This window comes from Roseovarius sp. BRH_c41, assembly GCF_000961715.1.
GTDB lineage: Bacteria > Pseudomonadota > Alphaproteobacteria > Rhodobacterales > Rhodobacteraceae > Roseovarius.
On record NZ_LADY01000043.1, the window covers coordinates 1 to 14942 of the forward strand.

Annotated in this window: 14 protein-coding genes and 1 pseudogene; 11 read left to right on the plus strand and 4 right to left on the minus strand. The window is 58.6% G+C overall.

The genetic code is table 11. The features are described 5' to 3' along the window. Positions 1 to 743: 743 nt before the first annotated feature. From VR71_RS13030 to gap (VR71_RS13050), 5 genes and pseudogenes are all read left to right on the plus strand, one after another. Positions 744 to 1652: pseudogene (locus VR71_RS13030) on the plus strand (calcium-binding protein); the annotation flags it as partial. A 156-nt stretch (positions 1653 to 1808) separates the two neighbouring features. Beyond that, on the plus strand, positions 1809 to 3539 hold the full coding sequence (locus VR71_RS13035; protein WP_045684591.1) for a calcium-binding protein: 1731 nt from the start codon (positions 1809 to 1811) through the stop codon (positions 3537 to 3539). A gap of 242 nt (positions 3540 to 3781) precedes the next feature. Beyond that, a complete protein-coding gene (gap, locus tag VR71_RS13040; RefSeq protein WP_045684594.1) occupies positions 3782 to 4783 on the plus strand; it encodes a type I glyceraldehyde-3-phosphate dehydrogenase in 1002 nt (333 codons plus the stop codon). Positions 4784 to 4910: 127 nt separating this feature from the next. Further along, a complete protein-coding gene (locus VR71_RS13045) occupies positions 4911 to 5054 on the plus strand; it encodes a hypothetical protein (protein ID WP_009819429.1) in 144 nt (47 codons plus the stop codon). 92 nt (positions 5055 to 5146) lie between these two features. Next, the gene (gap, locus tag VR71_RS13050; RefSeq protein ID WP_045684599.1) at positions 5147 to 6199 is read left to right on the plus strand and encodes a type I glyceraldehyde-3-phosphate dehydrogenase; all 1053 of its coding nucleotides are present in this window, start codon (positions 5147 to 5149) and stop codon (positions 6197 to 6199) included. Positions 6200 to 6222: 23 nt separating this feature from the next. Here the strand turns inward: gap (VR71_RS13050) and coaD are convergent, their stop codons facing one another. From coaD to VR71_RS13065, 3 genes are all read right to left on the minus strand, one after another. Continuing rightward, a complete protein-coding gene (gene coaD, locus VR71_RS13055) occupies positions 6223 to 6714 on the minus strand; it encodes a pantetheine-phosphate adenylyltransferase (protein ID WP_040651749.1) in 492 nt (163 codons plus the stop codon). A gap of 62 nt (positions 6715 to 6776) precedes the next feature. After that, a complete protein-coding gene (locus tag VR71_RS13060; RefSeq protein WP_009819432.1) occupies positions 6777 to 7211 on the minus strand; it encodes a CBS domain-containing protein in 435 nt (144 codons plus the stop codon). A 60-nt stretch (positions 7212 to 7271) separates the two neighbouring features. Further along, positions 7272 to 8168, minus strand: coding sequence for a LysR family transcriptional regulator (locus VR71_RS13065; protein WP_045684603.1), 897 nt, complete (start codon positions 8166 to 8168; stop codon positions 7272 to 7274). 103 nt (positions 8169 to 8271) lie between these two features. Here VR71_RS13065 and VR71_RS13070 point away from each other — a divergent pair, with 103 nt between their 5' ends. Beyond that, positions 8272 to 9771, plus strand: coding sequence for a CoA-acylating methylmalonate-semialdehyde dehydrogenase (locus VR71_RS13070; RefSeq protein WP_045684605.1), 1500 nt, complete (start codon positions 8272 to 8274; stop codon positions 9769 to 9771). A gap of 58 nt (positions 9772 to 9829) precedes the next feature. Here VR71_RS13070 and VR71_RS13075 read toward each other — a convergent pair whose 3' ends face one another. Continuing rightward, positions 9830 to 10690 carry a hypothetical protein gene (locus VR71_RS13075; RefSeq protein WP_045684607.1) on the minus strand — a complete coding sequence of 287 codons (861 nt, stop codon included), beginning with the start codon at positions 10688 to 10690 and terminating at the stop codon, positions 9830 to 9832. Between the two features lie 245 nt (positions 10691 to 10935). Between VR71_RS13075 and VR71_RS13080 the strand changes: the two genes are divergently transcribed. From VR71_RS13080 to VR71_RS13100, 5 genes are all read left to right on the plus strand, one after another. Continuing rightward, positions 10936 to 11502: a L,D-transpeptidase gene (locus VR71_RS13080; RefSeq protein WP_045684609.1), complete on the plus strand. Its 567-nt coding sequence runs from the start codon at positions 10936 to 10938 to the stop codon at positions 11500 to 11502. Positions 11503 to 11830: 328 nt separating this feature from the next. Continuing rightward, on the plus strand, positions 11831 to 12268 hold the full coding sequence (locus tag VR71_RS13085; RefSeq protein WP_045684611.1) for a PACE efflux transporter: 438 nt from the start codon (positions 11831 to 11833) through the stop codon (positions 12266 to 12268). A 38-nt stretch (positions 12269 to 12306) separates the two neighbouring features. After that, a complete protein-coding gene (locus VR71_RS13090; protein WP_296430400.1) occupies positions 12307 to 12480 on the plus strand; it encodes a hypothetical protein in 174 nt (57 codons plus the stop codon). Between the two features lie 181 nt (positions 12481 to 12661). Then, positions 12662 to 13225, plus strand: a complete 564-nt coding sequence (locus tag VR71_RS13095) for a fasciclin domain-containing protein (protein WP_045684615.1) — start codon at positions 12662 to 12664, stop codon at positions 13223 to 13225. A gap of 806 nt (positions 13226 to 14031) precedes the next feature. Then, positions 14032 to 14940, plus strand: coding sequence for a hypothetical protein (locus VR71_RS13100; RefSeq protein ID WP_296430402.1), 909 nt, complete (start codon positions 14032 to 14034; stop codon positions 14938 to 14940). Positions 14941 to 14942 lie beyond the last annotated feature (2 nt).

Here is a 14942-nt window from a genome sequence, read left to right on the forward strand (position 1 = left end):
AACACAAGGGTTCAATACCATCAGGAACGAGGGTAGTGTAGGCGGATGAGCCCACCCACACGAGTGGTGTGAACAATCGAATCTTAACGCGGGTGAGAAAAATGGCATTTGCTTCGCTTGAATCTCCAGATGGATTTACAGTTTTTGAAGGTCAGACCCTGGACTTTCAAATCGTTTTCAATGATGCCACTTTTGTATCCGCGAGTTATACGTACTCGTTTTCAACAGTCGGGGGCACTGCTGATACAAGCGATTTCGTGGGGACCGGCAACAGCGAAGCAATATTCTTCAGCATCAATCCTCCAGAGGACGTGACTATCGAGTCATTTTCAATGGCTGCTGTTCTCGATGATCTCGACGAGGGGCAAGAAAGCCTCTTTCTGAACGTATCGTTCAATGGCATCGCCTTTGAGGATTCGTCCACGTCAAAATCGTTCGAGATTTTCATCCGGGATGTAGCCGAGAACGTTCCACCTCAGGGGACGGTTACCATAGAAGGAGAGGCCTTCGCCGGGAATACCCTGACAGTGGACCCTTCGGGGTTGTCAGACGCGGATGGGATCGGGGAATTCTCTTATCAATGGCTGCGCAACGGGATACCGATCGTCGGAGCGGTTGATGTCAGCTATGTTGTGGTGCCCGAGGATATCGGCACGTCACTGACTGTGCGCGTGTCCTACACCGACCTTCTCGGAACAGACGAGAGCGTCGTTTCAAATGCAGCGCAAGTGGTTCTGGAACCCGGCACTGACGGAAATGATCTGATCTTTGGCACACCGCTGGACGACACCTTAAGCGGCGGTGCAGGCGACGACACCCTGTTCGGTATCGATGGAAATGACGTGTTGGCAGGCGGTATCGACAATGATTCAATCGAAGGCGGCAACGGTAATGACTCGATCTCTGGATCGGATGGCAATGACGTGATCAATGGCGGTCTGGGCGCTGACAATATCGGCGGCGGTCTGGGCACTGACACGATTGATGGCGGTGACGGCGATGACATCATCGGGGGCGGCTTTGGCGCGGATAGCATCAGCGGCGGGGCTGGCAATGACGTGGTTGCAGGCGGCGCGGACAATGACACGCTGGACGGCGGAGATGGTAACGACTCGATGTCCGGAAGTTTCGGAAATGACCTCATCTCGGGTGGTGATGGCGACGATGCTATCGGCGGCGGCACGGGACAGGACACGATCGACGCAGGCGCTGGCAATGACAGCGTTGGCGGTGGCGAAGGCGATGACAGCATCCTTGGCGGCGACGGCAATGATTTCCTTGCGGGCGGCGGGCGTGATGACGTGATCGACGGCGGCGCGGACAATGACACGATCAACGCAGGCGCTGGTAATGATGTGATCACCGGCGGCACCGAGGCCGATCAATTCGTGTTCTCGTCCTTCTTCGACGGCGAGGCCGATGTGATCACCGATTTCGAGGATGGGATCGACAGCTTCCTGATCCGTCGCGTTGACCCGGACACGGGCGAGACCAATATCACCAACGGTGGCAATGGTCTGGCGGGTTTCGTCGCGGCGATGAATATCGTCGATGTAGAGGGCGGCGCACAGATGAGCGTGAACGGCAACACGATCCTTGTCGAGGGCATCACGGCCGCGCAACTCACGCTGGATGATTTCACGTTCCTCTGAACGGCACTCAACGATTGGCAAGACGCATAAGGGCGCCCCATGGGGCGCCCTTATGTCACAAGACCCTGTAACCAAAGGCGAATAAGCATTTCCCGACTTGATCATCGCACCGCTTCGAGATAGCGAAGACAGGTGTAGCAACGTGTGGGTGAGTTGATGAATCTTTTTACGATTAACGGCTTTGCGGCGCGTATTGATGACATCTTCCTGCTCCCGGACGGCACACTTTCCGTCATCGCAGGCAATTTCAGGACTGTGTCGCTGGAAGTATCCGTGCCGGGCGATCAATTCTCGTATAGCTTCGCGGAACCCGCAATAGCCGGAAACGTTCCAAATGTCTTCATCACCAATCTGGGGAGCTTTCAGATTGCGCGGCTTGACGGCCTTGACCTGACCTCAAATAATACTGTGATCGATGTCCCAACCTTGGGTTTGGCGACGACCACATCTGGCCCGGTCGTGATGTTGTCGTTCTTCAATTTTGCGACGAATGACAATTACTTCTTCCAGCTTGGCACCTCAAATGTGCCGCACCCCACTGATCTTGCGTCTTTCCGGCAATTTGTGTCCTCCATCGTCGGAGGCAACCCCGTGACCCAGGGAGCCTTTGCTCCAAATCAGCCCATCTCGCTCAACGACTTTGCGAATGCATCGGTGTCAGAGCTTTCTGCTGATGAATTGATCATCGGCACGAATGGCCCCGACTTTCTCACCGGCGACGACGGGCAGGATACCATCGAGGGCCGCGGCGGCAATGACGTGCTGAACGGCGGCGAGGGCGATGACCTGCTGGACGGCGGCGAAGGTTTCGATACGGCCACATATAACGTTGGCTCGCGGAACGAGTTTCAGTTCACTCTGACCGAGACCGGCTTGCGCATCGCCTCGCCCAATGACGGCGTGGATGATCTGGTCAACATCGAGCAGGTCGAATTTCTGGATCAAACCGTTCTGGTCAGCGATCTGATCGAGGAAATCGTCGGGCGTCCGGGCGTGTTTCTGGTGGCCGAAGAGGTTGACGCGGTGTTCACCGGAACAGCTGACAACGACACATTGATCGGCTCCGAAGGGAATGATTTTCTGGGCGGTGGGCTTGGCAACGACAGTTTTGAGGGCGGTGGCGGCAATGATTCAATCGCCGCCTCGGATGGGAATGATCTGGCCTTTGGCGGAACCGGCAATGACAATATCGGCGGCGGAGTTGGGAATGACACGCTCGATGGCAACGAGGGCGATGACACAATTGGCGGCGGATTTGGTGCCGACTCCGTGTCCGGCGGCGCGGGCAATGACGTGGTTGCGGGCGGCGCGGGTGACGACACGCTCGAAGGCGGCGAGGGCAACGACAACATGTCCGGCAGCTTTGGCAATGACAGCATCGACGCGGGCGATGGGGCTGACGACATCGGCGGCGGCACTGGGCGCGATACGATTGACGCCGGTGCTGGCGATGACCGGGTTGGCGGTGGCGAAGGCGATGACAGCATCCTTGGCGGCGACGGCAATGATTTCCTTGCGGGCGGCGGGCGTGATGACGTGATCGACGGCGGCGCGGACAATGACACGATCAACGCAGGCGCTGGTAATGATGTGATCACCGGCGGCACCGAGGCCGATCAATTCGTGTTCTCGTCCTTCTTCGACGGCGAGGCCGATGTGATCACCGATTTCGAGGACGGGATCGACAGCTTCCTGATCCGTCGCGTTGACCCGGACACGGGCGAGACCAATATCACCAACGGTGGCAATGGTCTGGCGGGTTTCGTCGCGGCGATGAATATCGTCGATGTAGAGGGCGGCGCACAGATGAGCGTGAACGGCAACACGATCCTTGTCGAGGGCATCACGGCCGCGCAACTCACTTTGGACGATTTCACGTTCCTGTAAGTCTCAGGCCCGATCAAATCAAAGGGGTGCCCTCGGGTGCCCCTTTGTATTCCGCTCGGACATCGCCGGACTCCCCCGGCAAACCGGACAATTTGCGTTAGCGCAACCACCGGGAAAACGGCAGCAACCGGCCAATGGTTAACGCTAACATCCTGTATTCCAACTGGAAAACGACTTTTACCGCTTTCCGGCATCCTCTGCCGCGTCTATATGGACGCCAAGTCAGCTATCAGGAGTCGCCCATGACCATCACCGTAGGCATCAACGGTTTCGGCCGTATCGGTCGCGCCACCCTCGCCCATATTTCCGAGAGTCTGCGCAATGATATTCAGGTGGTTAAGGTGAATGCCACCGGCCCGATCGAGACCGCAGCGCATCTCATGCGCTACGACAGCGTGCATGGCCGCTTTTCGCATCCGATCACGGTCGAGGGGCGCACGATGGATCTGGGACGCGGGCCGATCCAGATGTTCTCGACCTATGATATGACCGAATTGGATTGGGACGGGGTCGATGTGGTGCTCGAATGCACTGGCAATTTCAACGACGGCGCGAAATCGCGCACCCACCTAGAGCGCGGCGCGCGCAAGGTGCTGATCTCGGCCCCGGCCAAGAACGTGGATCGCACCGTGGTCTATGGCGTGAACCATGAGGCGCTCTTGGCCTCTGAGCGGATGATCTCGAACGGGTCCTGCACCACCAATTGTCTGGCTCCGCTGGCCAAGGTGCTGAATGACGCCATCGGCATCGAGAGCGGCATCATGACCACGATCCATGCCTATACCGGCGACCAGCCGACGCTGGACCGCCGTCACAATGACCTTTATCGCGCCCGCGCCGCCGCCATGTCGATGATCCCGACCTCGACCGGGGCGGCCAAGGCGCTTGGCGAGGTGCTGCCGGAACTCGCGGGCAAACTCGATGGCTCTGCGATCCGCGTGCCCACGCCCAATGTCTCGGCGGTGGATCTGACCTTTGTGGCCAAACGCGACGTGACCAAGGCCGATGTCAACGCCGTGGTGGCCGAGGCCGCCGCCGGCGCGATGAAGGGCATCCTGTCCTATGATCCCGAACCCAAGGTTAGCATCGACTTCAATCACACCGAGGAAAGCTCGATCTTTGCCCCCGATCAGACCAAGGTGATCGGCAACCGGCTGGTGCGTGTGCTGGCGTGGTATGACAATGAATGGGGCTTTTCCTGCCGCATGGCCGATGTCGCGGTTGCGATGGGACGGTTGCAATAACCCCTCACGCGCCCTGCAAAACCCCCGATGCCCCGAGCGCCGGGGGTTTTTCTTTGGCTGATCCGGCTTGCGTGGCCGGTGCCTCTGCGGCATACCCGAGCGGACGGACTAAGCGAAAGCGCGCGGCATGACCAACACACTCGCGATTGGCCTTGGGGGCATCATCCTTGTCGCGCTCGGGGCCGATGTCATGCTGAACGACGCTCAATCCACCCTGTTTCTCGGACGCAAGCTGATTGATCTGATCGAATACCTCGCCTTCTGGCGATAACCGCTCTGTGAGTCCCCCGGCATTGACTCGTTTCGAAATTCGTTTATGTTCGCTTTCAATTGTTAGCGCTAACATATCTCTCGGAGGATGCCATGCCCTTGAAACTCGCCATCAACGGATTTGGCCGGATCGGTCGCAACGTGCTGCGCGCTTTGCTCGACTCGGACCGTCACGACATCGAAATCGTGGCGATCAACGACCTCGCCCCGGTCGAGACCAACGCCCACCTGCTGGAATTCGATAGCGTGCATGGCCGCTTCCGGGGCCAGATCACCACAACCGCCGACAGCATCGACGCCGGTCGCGGGCCGATGCGCGTGACCGCCCTGCGCGACCCCGAAGCGCTGCTGTGGGCGGATGTCGATATCGTGCTCGAATGCACCGGCATCTTCACCGACCGCGACGCCGCTGCCCGCCACCTCAGGAACGGCGCGCGGCGCGTGCTGGTCTCTGCCCCCTCGACGGGTGCCGACCGCACGGTGGTCTACGGCGTCAATCACACGGACCTGACCGCCGCCGATGTGATCGTCTCGAACGCCTCCTGCACCACCAATTGCCTCGCGCCCTTGGCCAAGGTGCTGCATGAGAGCATCGGCATCACGCGCGGCTTTATGACGACCATCCATAGCTACACCGGCGATCAGCCAACGCTCGACACCATGCACAAGGATCTCTACCGCGCCCGCGCGGCGGGGCTGAACATCATCCCCACCACCACCGGCGCCGCCCGCGCCGTGGGTCTGGTGCTGCCCGGCCTGGCCGGGCGACTCGATGGCACCGCCATCCGCGTGCCTACCCCCAATGTCAGCGTCGTCGACCTCACCTTTGAGGCCGCGCGCGACACCAGTGTGGACGAGATCAACGCCGCCGTGACCCTAGCGGCCGCTGGGGCGCTCTCGGGCGTGCTCGATGTCACCACCCGTCCGCTGGTGTCCTCAGACTTCAACCACGATCCGCACAGCTCGATCTTTGCCACCGATCAGACGCGGGTCATGGAGGGGCGGCTCTGCCGCGTGCTCAGCTGGTATGACAACGAATGGGGCTTTTCCAACCGCATGCTCGATGTGGCCGCCGAAATGGGCCGTCACGTGGAGACAGGGCGCGGCCCTGCATCGCGCCACACGCGGGTGATGGAACATACCTGACAGACCTCAGGCGAAATCTGGCGTCAGGAAAACTTGGCCAGCAGCGCCGCGCGCACCGGGGGGGTGACGAACTTGGTCACATCCCCGCCCAGCCGGGCGATTTCCTTGACCAGTTTGCTGGCAATCGCCTGATGATTGGCATCGGCCATGAGAAACACGGTCTCGACCGAATTATCCAGCGCCCGGTTCATGCCGACCATCTGGAATTCATATTCGAAATCCGCGACCGCCCGCAGGCCGCGCACGATCACCTGCGCGCCCACGTCATGCGCGCAATTGATCAACAGGTTCTCGAAGGGATGCGCCACGATCTCGGTGCCGGTCTGCGCGCTCAGCTTGGCGCATTCGGTCTCGATCATTTCAACCCGCTCTTCCAAAGAGAAAAGCGGCCCTTTGTCACGATTGATCGCCACGCCCAAAACCAGCCGATCCACCAGAACGGCGGCCCGGCGAATGATGTCGATATGGCCCAAGGTAATAGGGTCGAACGTGCCGGGATAGAGACCTATGCGCATGCGGCCCTCCATTGCTGCAATCGCGGCTCACGCAACAATAATATGCAAGGGAATGCAAGCGCTTAGTAGCCCATGATCATGCCTTCAAGGGCAGTCTTCTCCATAGACAGTTCTTCGAGCCGTGCCTTGACCACGTCGCCGATCGTTACGATCCCCACCAGCTTGCCCGCCTCGACCACCGGCATATGCCGAAACCGGCCGTCCGTCATCCGCGCCAAGACAGCATCCGACGTATCCTGACGGGAGCAGCAAACGGGGTTGCGGGTCATCATTTCCGAGACCGTTTCGGTCATGCAGACAACGCCCCGCACCGCAAGGCTGCGCACGATATCACGCTCCGAGATGATGCCATCAACGGTCTCACCGTCACGCGATACCACCAGACCGCCAATCCGACGCTCGGCGAGGATCTGGGCCGCCTCGGATACCTTGGTGGTGGGGGTGATGGTAATCACCGCGCTGTCGCCCTTGGATTTCAGGATTTGCTGCACGAGCATGACATGACCCTCCGCAATAAAATGCTGTCTAAACCAGCGTGCTTGATAATAAAATTTCTGTCAAGTGCGCGCCTCCAGGCTCTGCACCTCCTGCCGCAACCCCTCGACCAGGGCCGTGGCAAATCGGTTCTGACGCTCAAGTCGCCGATCATCAGCATGCCGCACCAGATAGAAACTGCGGGTGAGGGAAAACACCTCTGGCAAAACCTTTTGCAGCCCCCGCGCCCAAGGCAGGGAAAAATCGTGCAGCACCCCTATTCCGCCCCCCTGCCGCACCCAATTGAGTTGTACCGAGACGGAATTCGACGCGAGGCTGACACGCTCCACCCCCGCTTCGCTGAGGTAATCGAGTTCCTTGTCAAAGATCATGTCGGGGATATAGCCAACCATCCTGTGCGCCCCAAGGTCGGTGATCTGCGTGATCGGCGGATGCCTGCGTAGATAGCGGACCGATGCCGCGAGATGCAGTTGGTAGTCGGTGACCTTCTGCACGGTCAGGCGCCCCGCCGTGGGTGGGCTGACCGCGATCACCATATCCGCCTCGCGCCGGGTCAGGTTAAAAACCCGCGGCAATGCCACGATCTGGATCTCCAGATCGGGATTCTGCGCCCCAATCTCGGCACAGACCTGCGGCAACAGGAAATTGGCACAGCCATCCGGCGCGCCGATCCGGATTTGCCCGCTCATGCCCCCCGCCTGCCCGGCCATTTCCTCGGCGGCGTCCTGCATCGCAGTTTCGGCGCGCATCGCATGCCCCATGAGGCGCTGCCCTGCCTCGCTCAGCGCATAGCCCGTGGGCGATTTGGCAAAGAGCGGCGCGCCCACCTCTTCCTCCAACCGCGCGATGCGGCGGCCCACCGTTGCCGGGTCGATCCGCAGAATACGACCCGCCCCCGACAGGCTCTCGGAGCGTGCAACAGCGAGAAAGATGCGGATGTCGTCCCAATGCGGCTGCATCACCGGCCCCCTTTGCAGAAATGCAAATCACTTTTGGAATATTGCCTCTTTCCGCAGGAGTTTTGCAAGACTACCCTGCCGCCAACGGATAGGAGGATTCCAGATGCAAGAGCTTACCCACTATATCAACGGTCAACATGTCAAAGGCACCTCCGGGCGCTTTTCGGATGTGTTCAATCCCGCCACCGGCGACGTGCAGGCGAAATGCCCGCTCGCCAGTGTCGAAGAAATGGATCAAGCCGTGCGCGCCGCGATGGCCGCACAGCCCGCTTGGGCGGCCACCAACCCCCAACGCCGTGCGCGCGTGATGATGGAGTTTGTCCGCCTGCTCAACCGCGACATGGACAAGCTGGCCGAGGCGCTGAGCCGCGAGCATGGCAAGACCTTTCCAGATGCCAAGGGCGATATCCAGCGTGGTCTGGAAGTGGTCGAATATTGCGTCGGCGCGCCGCAATTGCTCAAGGGTGAATTCACCGACAGCGCCGGTCCCGGCATCGACATCTATTCCATGCGCCAACCGCTCGGCGTGACCGCAGGGATCACCCCGTTCAACTTTCCGGCGATGATCCCGATGTGGATGTTCGCGCCCGCCCTTGCCTGCGGCAACGCCTTTATCCTCAAGCCGTCCGAGCGTGACCCCTCGGTGCCGCTCATGCTGGCCGAACTGATGGAAGAGGCTGGGCTGCCCAAGGGTATCTTGCAGGTCGTCAACGGCGACAAAGTGGCTGTGGACGCGATCCTCGACCATGAGGTGATCCAATCCATCGGCTTTGTCGGCTCGACCCCGATTGCACAGTATATCTATGGCCGTGGCTGCTCCAACGGCAAGCGGGTGCAGTGCTTTGGCGGAGCCAAGAACCATATGATCATCATGCCCGATGCCGATATGGATCAGGCCGCAGACGCCTTGATCGGTGCGGGCTACGGCGCGGCCGGTGAACGCTGCATGGCAATCTCCGTCGCCGTACCTGTGGGCGACGAAACCGCAGACCGCCTGATCGAGAAACTCGTGCCGCGCATCGAAAAGCTCAAGGTCGGGCCGTACACCGCTGGCAATGATGTGGATTACGGACCCGTTGTCACCGGTGAGGCGAAGAAGCGCATTCTCGGACTGATCGACTCGGGTATCGCACAGGGGGCGACACTCGTCGTCGATGGCCGCGATTTCAAACTGCAGGGTTATGAGGATGGCTTCTTTGTCGGTCCGCACCTCTTTGACCATGTGACGCCGGATATGGACATCTACACGCAGGAAATCTTTGGTCCCGTCCTCTCGACCGTCCGCGCGGGCTCTTATGAGGAAGCCCTCAAACTCGCGATGGACCATGAATATGGCAACGGCACCGCGATCTTTACCCGCGACGGCGACGCCGCCCGCGATTTCGCAGCGCGTGTGAACGTCGGCATGGTCGGCATCAACGTCCCCATTCCGGTGCCGCTCGCCTATCACACCTTCGGTGGCTGGAAAAAATCCGGGTTTGGCGATCTCAACCAGCACGGCCCGGATTCGTTCAAGTTCTACACAAGGACCAAAACCGTCACGTCCCGCTGGCCATCCGGCATCAAGGAAGGTGGCGAGTTCAACTTCAAGGCAATGGACTGATCCTGCGCCCAATCGCCCAAGATCAAAGGCCCCGGCAGAGATGCCGGGGCCTTTTGCGTCACCCCACAGGCCCAATCTGCATTGCCTGTTCAATCATCGCCACGGCAGATCCATGTACATCGCCATCCGTCCAATAGGCATTGTGCGACAGCGGATTCCACGCGGTCAGAATATTGCCCGCGCTGATCCAACGATCGCGCAACTGACCATCTGCCGCCAGAACATCGTAGCCTGCCCCCGAACCAGCCAGAGGCATGCCCAGAATGTCATTGCGGCTGTTGAGGTTGATCCACCACGGCTTGAACCACTTTCCCGCCGGAATGGCAGTACCGGGCCGGTCGATGGCCTTGACCTCTCCGGGTCTACAACTGAACGTAAAGACCGGAATATTGCACCCAAACGTGAGAAATCCGGCCATCGTCTCAAAGCGCTGAAACATGGTTGGCGCGGCGCTATGGCCCTTTTGCAAATCCCAGATGTGGTTTGAAATGATCTGGCCGCCCAATGAATGCGCCAGCACGATGAGGGGCGCTCGCGCGCCCGTCACCCCCTCCAAATGGGCGATGGCACGGGTGACGCGGGAATGCACCTCTGGGTAGACATAGGCATGATCCCCTGTTTCCCAACGATAAGAGGCTGCATCGGCCAACCTGTGCATCACGAAATCCCGCGACCCCATCCAATTGGCCTCGCCCTTGAGCGCACGGTCCATGTAACCCTGCTGTCTCTCTTGCAGGATGTCCGACCAGAAGATCTCGCGCCACCCCACAAGACTGTCAAATCGTGCCTCCCCCATCCGGCGGCGTAACGCCTGATAAAGATCGCGGGAAAAGCTGACCGCGTTGTCGGCTTGTGGTTTGTCGCCCTGACTGCCCATACCGTGAATGACCGCCACGGCGACCCGGTGTTCTTGTGGCATGGTTATGCCCTCCGTTGAAATAGGCTGCTGAAATGACTTGCTCTTGGGTGAAAGAAAAGCACGGCAGTGCCAGTCGCGCAACCATGAGGTGCAAACGTGCCGCATAACGTGAGAGCACAAGCACCTGAGAACACCTGATGACAATTCCGTGAGGTGATGCGGGTTTCTGCCCGTCAACCCCTTCGCTTTACCCGCTGCTGTCCCTATGTTCCTGCCAATAGTCACAATAAAGAGGATCGAGCCCAGTGACCCCCAGTCGACTTACCCGCCGCCACGCGATTGCCGCTGGCCTTGCAGCACTTGCAACTCCCGGCATCCTGCGCGCTGCCCCCCTGAGCGAAGTGACGAACCGTCGCAACGCGTCCGCCTTTGTCACCCGAGATTGGCGCGATCACTTCGATACTCTGGGCAAAGGCGCCATTCTGGCCGATATCGACAGCCGTGCGCTGCATTACTGGGGCCCCGATGGCGAGACTTATGCGCTCTACCCGTCGTCGGTTCCGCTGACCGAAGAACTCACGCGGCGGGGCTATACCGAGGTGGTGCGCAAACGGGTCGGCCCCGACTGGACCCCAACCCAGTCCATGCGCGAGCGTGATCCCTCCCTGCCCGCCTACATGCCCCCGGGTCCGGGCAATCCGCTTGGCACCCATGCTCTCTATCTCAGTTGGCCCGCCTATCTGGTCCATGGCACCCACGACACCCGCAAGATCGGTCGGCAATCGTCTTCCGGCTGTATCGGTCTCTATAACCCCCATATCGAAGAGCTGTTCGCCAAGGTGGCAGTGGGCACACAGGTGCTGTTGCTCTGAAGCCGTCTCGATGCAAAAACCAGAGCGCCCCGAAACCCAGGTGAGGGGCGCTGTTACTTACGGGTTCGAACTTTCGTTCTGCGCATGGTTGAAACAGGTTTGATGCGGCCGGACACATGGCCTCATTCCTGAGCCAGTGATTGCCCGCTCCGTATCCGGCTTGGACCATTGGACGCTCAGGTCATGCACAGGGGGCTCTCGTTCCCAATCGCCAAAAGACTTTGACCTCCTTGAAACACCCTTGCAGAGGTGCGATATTATCCAGCGAGGACGACCTCCACATCTGGACAACAGCCCGGGACGACCCGGCACCTAGTTTGAGGTCGCCATGCGCTCCCCGCTTGATCGTCTCCGCCACGCCTTGAGTTTTGAAATCATCGCTTTGCTTCTCGTCGTCCCACTTGGCGCGGTCACGTTTCACGTCCCGATACACGACATCGGTGTGGTCGGCATTGTGAGCGCCACCCTCGCAACGCTGTGGAACATGATCTACAACTATGTGTTCGATGTGGCCTTGCAACGCTTGTCCGGCACAACCAAGAAATCGGCCTCGCTGCGCATTCTGCACACCGTCCTCTTTGAAACCGGCCTCTTGATCGTCTTGATGCCGTTCTTCGCATGGTATCTCGGTATCTCGCTCTGGCAGGCCTTCGTGATGGATCTGTCCTTTGCGCTGTTCTACATGGTCTACGCATTCGGATTTAACTGGGCCTACGACAAGGTTTTCCCCCTGCCCGAATGGAGCGGCGCGCCAGCCTCCGGTTGAGGGCCCTCAACGAGGTCTGCGCCCTCTGGCGGCGCGGCGTGAACCTCTATGACAAGCCAATGCCGATGCTCTGTCACACCTCGCACCCCGGCCTCGCCGCAGCCCTCCGCCGCGACCCCCTCTGGGCGCAGGTCTCGGCCCTCCTCCTTGCCGAGGCCAAGGAGCGCAGCAGGCGTAACGAAGGGCGGAGAGCCGAGGTTCGCCGCGTTTGATATGAACATCTGCTCTTGAACTTCGCCGACAGCTAAACAGGAACACCTTGTGCCGGTGACGATGCGCTCAACGATTGGAAAATCGTCAGTATTTGCGAGTAATTGAAACTGTTTCGCGGTTGGTTTCGTGGATCTTTGTATAGCCGCACAAAAGCGTGGCCCATTTACAAGGAGAACAGCTATGACACCCATTAAATCTACGCTCTTCGCGCTCACTTTTGCGATCGCATCCACACCCGCCTTTGCAGATGATCATACGGGAAATCCAAAGGTTGGTGGCGCGGAGATGCTTGTTGAACGCAACATCATCGAAAACGCGGTGAACTCTCCTATCCACACGACACTTGTTGCGGCAGTTCAGGCGGCAGATCTTGTTGACACGTTGCAAGGCGAAGGACCTTTCACTGTGTTCGCACCAGTCAACGATGCGTTCGCCGCCTTGCCCGCTGGTACTGTCGAAACGCTGCTGCTGCCTGAGAACAAGGCGATGCTGCAAAAAGTCCTGACCGCACATGTCGTCGCAGGTGATTGGTCGGCTGCCGAAATTATCGCCGCCGCCCGGTCAAGCGCTGACGGGTTTTACCATTTTAACGCGGTGTCTGGTGACGCATTGTCTGCACAGGTGCGCGGCGACAACGTCTACATCTACGACGAAAGCGGGAACGCTTCACTGGTGACCGTCGCTGATGTTAATCAGTCGAATGGCGTGATCCATGTTGTCAACGCTGTTTTGGTTCCAAAGTAAGCCAGCGCTTTGAAATACGTGACCCTCTCTGCAAAATGCGGCGGGGGTCACTCCTGCCTGACAGCGCTCCCAAAACCCCCGTTGCTGTAAACTAGAGTGTAATTCACTGCAAACTTCGCTGTCACGCTACAACAGTTGTAGGTTTACACCATTGTTTACAGTGATGCCGGACGACCCGGGACGAGGCTGGAAGAAGGCGGATCACCCAATGAAATAAGGGGTTTCGAGCGCCAAGAGGCCCACCGGGACGCGCGAGTGCAAAGTTTGCAGTAAATCGGCAAAACAGCACCAACAGGGCGAAAACGAGCGCGTTGGTCGGAGCAAGGCCGCGGACGTGGCGAACCCTACCAAACCCCATTAAAACACGGTTTAAGCGCCTCTTGGGTGGGTGCTAAACACACCATTCAAGGGCCTTTTCCGCATCCGGAACTGGGACCCAAACCGCCCAGTTCTACTTAGCCCTCCCAGATCCCTGCTGCGGCTTTTGAAATCAAAGGCTTGGAGATTCCCGGCGTAAAGGCGGTAGAAAAAGAAGTGGGACCCTTTTTGAGATCGAGCCACCGCTGTAGCTGCTGGTGCGAAGCGGGTCCGACCCGCCTTCGAATGACCGGATCGAGCCCTTTGTACTGATTGCTGCATCGCGCGCGAATGGCAGCTTTGTGGGGCTTACTTCAACTTTGCCCACAGCCACCGGTTATGATCATCGACAAGCCAATCCGATGCGTGTTTGATGATGTTCATGCCGTGGGGCTTTGACAACGCGCGCGTTGGCACTGGCCAAGTATTGATAGGGAGGGATTTGAGTGATGCGTTCTTTCTTTGAAAAGCCTGTTGCAGCTTTTTCGCCGAATCCAAGCAATATCAAGCCCCCGACACGTTTCGGCGCAACTATCGGGTTAGTCGTTGTTTTTTGCGCATTTTTTGTATCAGCTTTCGCTCCAATTCTGGCGCCATTTGAACCAACCCTTAGTGTCGCCACAGCATTTTCACCTGCGGATGAAGAGTTCCTTTTGGGAACTGATGAACTAGGCCGCGACAGCTTATCAAGATTGATCTATGGCCTCAGAAACCTCGTCTGGGTGGCTTCGGCTACGTCCTTGCTTTCGATCACCATTGGTCTTTGCGCGGGCGTCACTGCCATAGTGCTCGGTGGGTGGTTGAACAGAACGATCTTCGTGCTTGCGCACGCGATCTCAACTCTGCCTGCACTGTACTGGGGCTTCTTCTTTGGGGCCCTGTTCTACGTCCCTTCAAGCCTAAGCTTGATCATAGCAATTACCATACCGTTTTCGGGACGTGTTTTTCGTTTATGCAGCAGCGAAACCATGGGAGCGGCGCTCGAAAACGCATATACCGCATCGAAATCAGGTTCAGCGGTTTTGTGGTTTGGCGTTGCGGGGAAATTCGTGCGACAGGAAATAGTTTTTCTTGCGGCAATGCTTGGGAATATCTTTAACGCAACGATACTAGTGGTCTTTTCTCTTTCTTTTATAGGTCTGGGGATTCAACCGCCACACTCTTCGTTGGGACGGTTTATTGCAGAAAATGCTACTCTCATTTCATTTGGAGACTATACCCCGGCCCTTCCGTTTTTAATCGTGATCCCGTTGGTAATGTCGGTCTACATATTGAACGACAATGTCTTGCGCCGTACGGGGCGCAACTTGGTGCCAAGCATCAGAACACATGGTCCAGTCTGGGACCTACAGCGGTAACA

Coding starts and splice junctions, on each gene's coding strand:
- VR71_RS13075 (WP_045684607.1), bottom strand. CDS start 10,690: ATGCCACAAGAACACCGGGTCGCCGTGGCGGTCATTCACGGTATGGGC.
- VR71_RS13060 (WP_009819432.1), bottom strand. CDS start 7,211: ATGCTCGTGCAGCAAATCCTGAAATCCAAGGGCGACAGCGCGGTGATT.
- VR71_RS13085 (WP_045684611.1), top strand. CDS start 11,831: ATGCGCTCCCCGCTTGATCGTCTCCGCCACGCCTTGAGTTTTGAAATC.
- VR71_RS13100 (WP_296430402.1), top strand. CDS start 14,032: ATGCGTTCTTTCTTTGAAAAGCCTGTTGCAGCTTTTTCGCCGAATCCA.
- VR71_RS13095 (WP_045684615.1), top strand. CDS start 12,662: ATGACACCCATTAAATCTACGCTCTTCGCGCTCACTTTTGCGATCGCA.
- gap (WP_045684599.1), top strand. CDS start 5,147: ATGCCCTTGAAACTCGCCATCAACGGATTTGGCCGGATCGGTCGCAAC.
- VR71_RS13035 (WP_045684591.1), top strand. CDS start 1,809: ATGAATCTTTTTACGATTAACGGCTTTGCGGCGCGTATTGATGACATC.
- VR71_RS13065 (WP_045684603.1), bottom strand. CDS start 8,168: ATGCAGCCGCATTGGGACGACATCCGCATCTTTCTCGCTGTTGCACGC.
- VR71_RS13045 (WP_009819429.1), top strand. CDS start 4,911: ATGACCAACACACTCGCGATTGGCCTTGGGGGCATCATCCTTGTCGCG.
- VR71_RS13070 (WP_045684605.1), top strand. CDS start 8,272: ATGCAAGAGCTTACCCACTATATCAACGGTCAACATGTCAAAGGCACC.
- coaD (WP_040651749.1), bottom strand. CDS start 6,714: ATGCGCATAGGTCTCTATCCCGGCACGTTCGACCCTATTACCTTGGGC.
- gap (WP_045684594.1), top strand. CDS start 3,782: ATGACCATCACCGTAGGCATCAACGGTTTCGGCCGTATCGGTCGCGCC.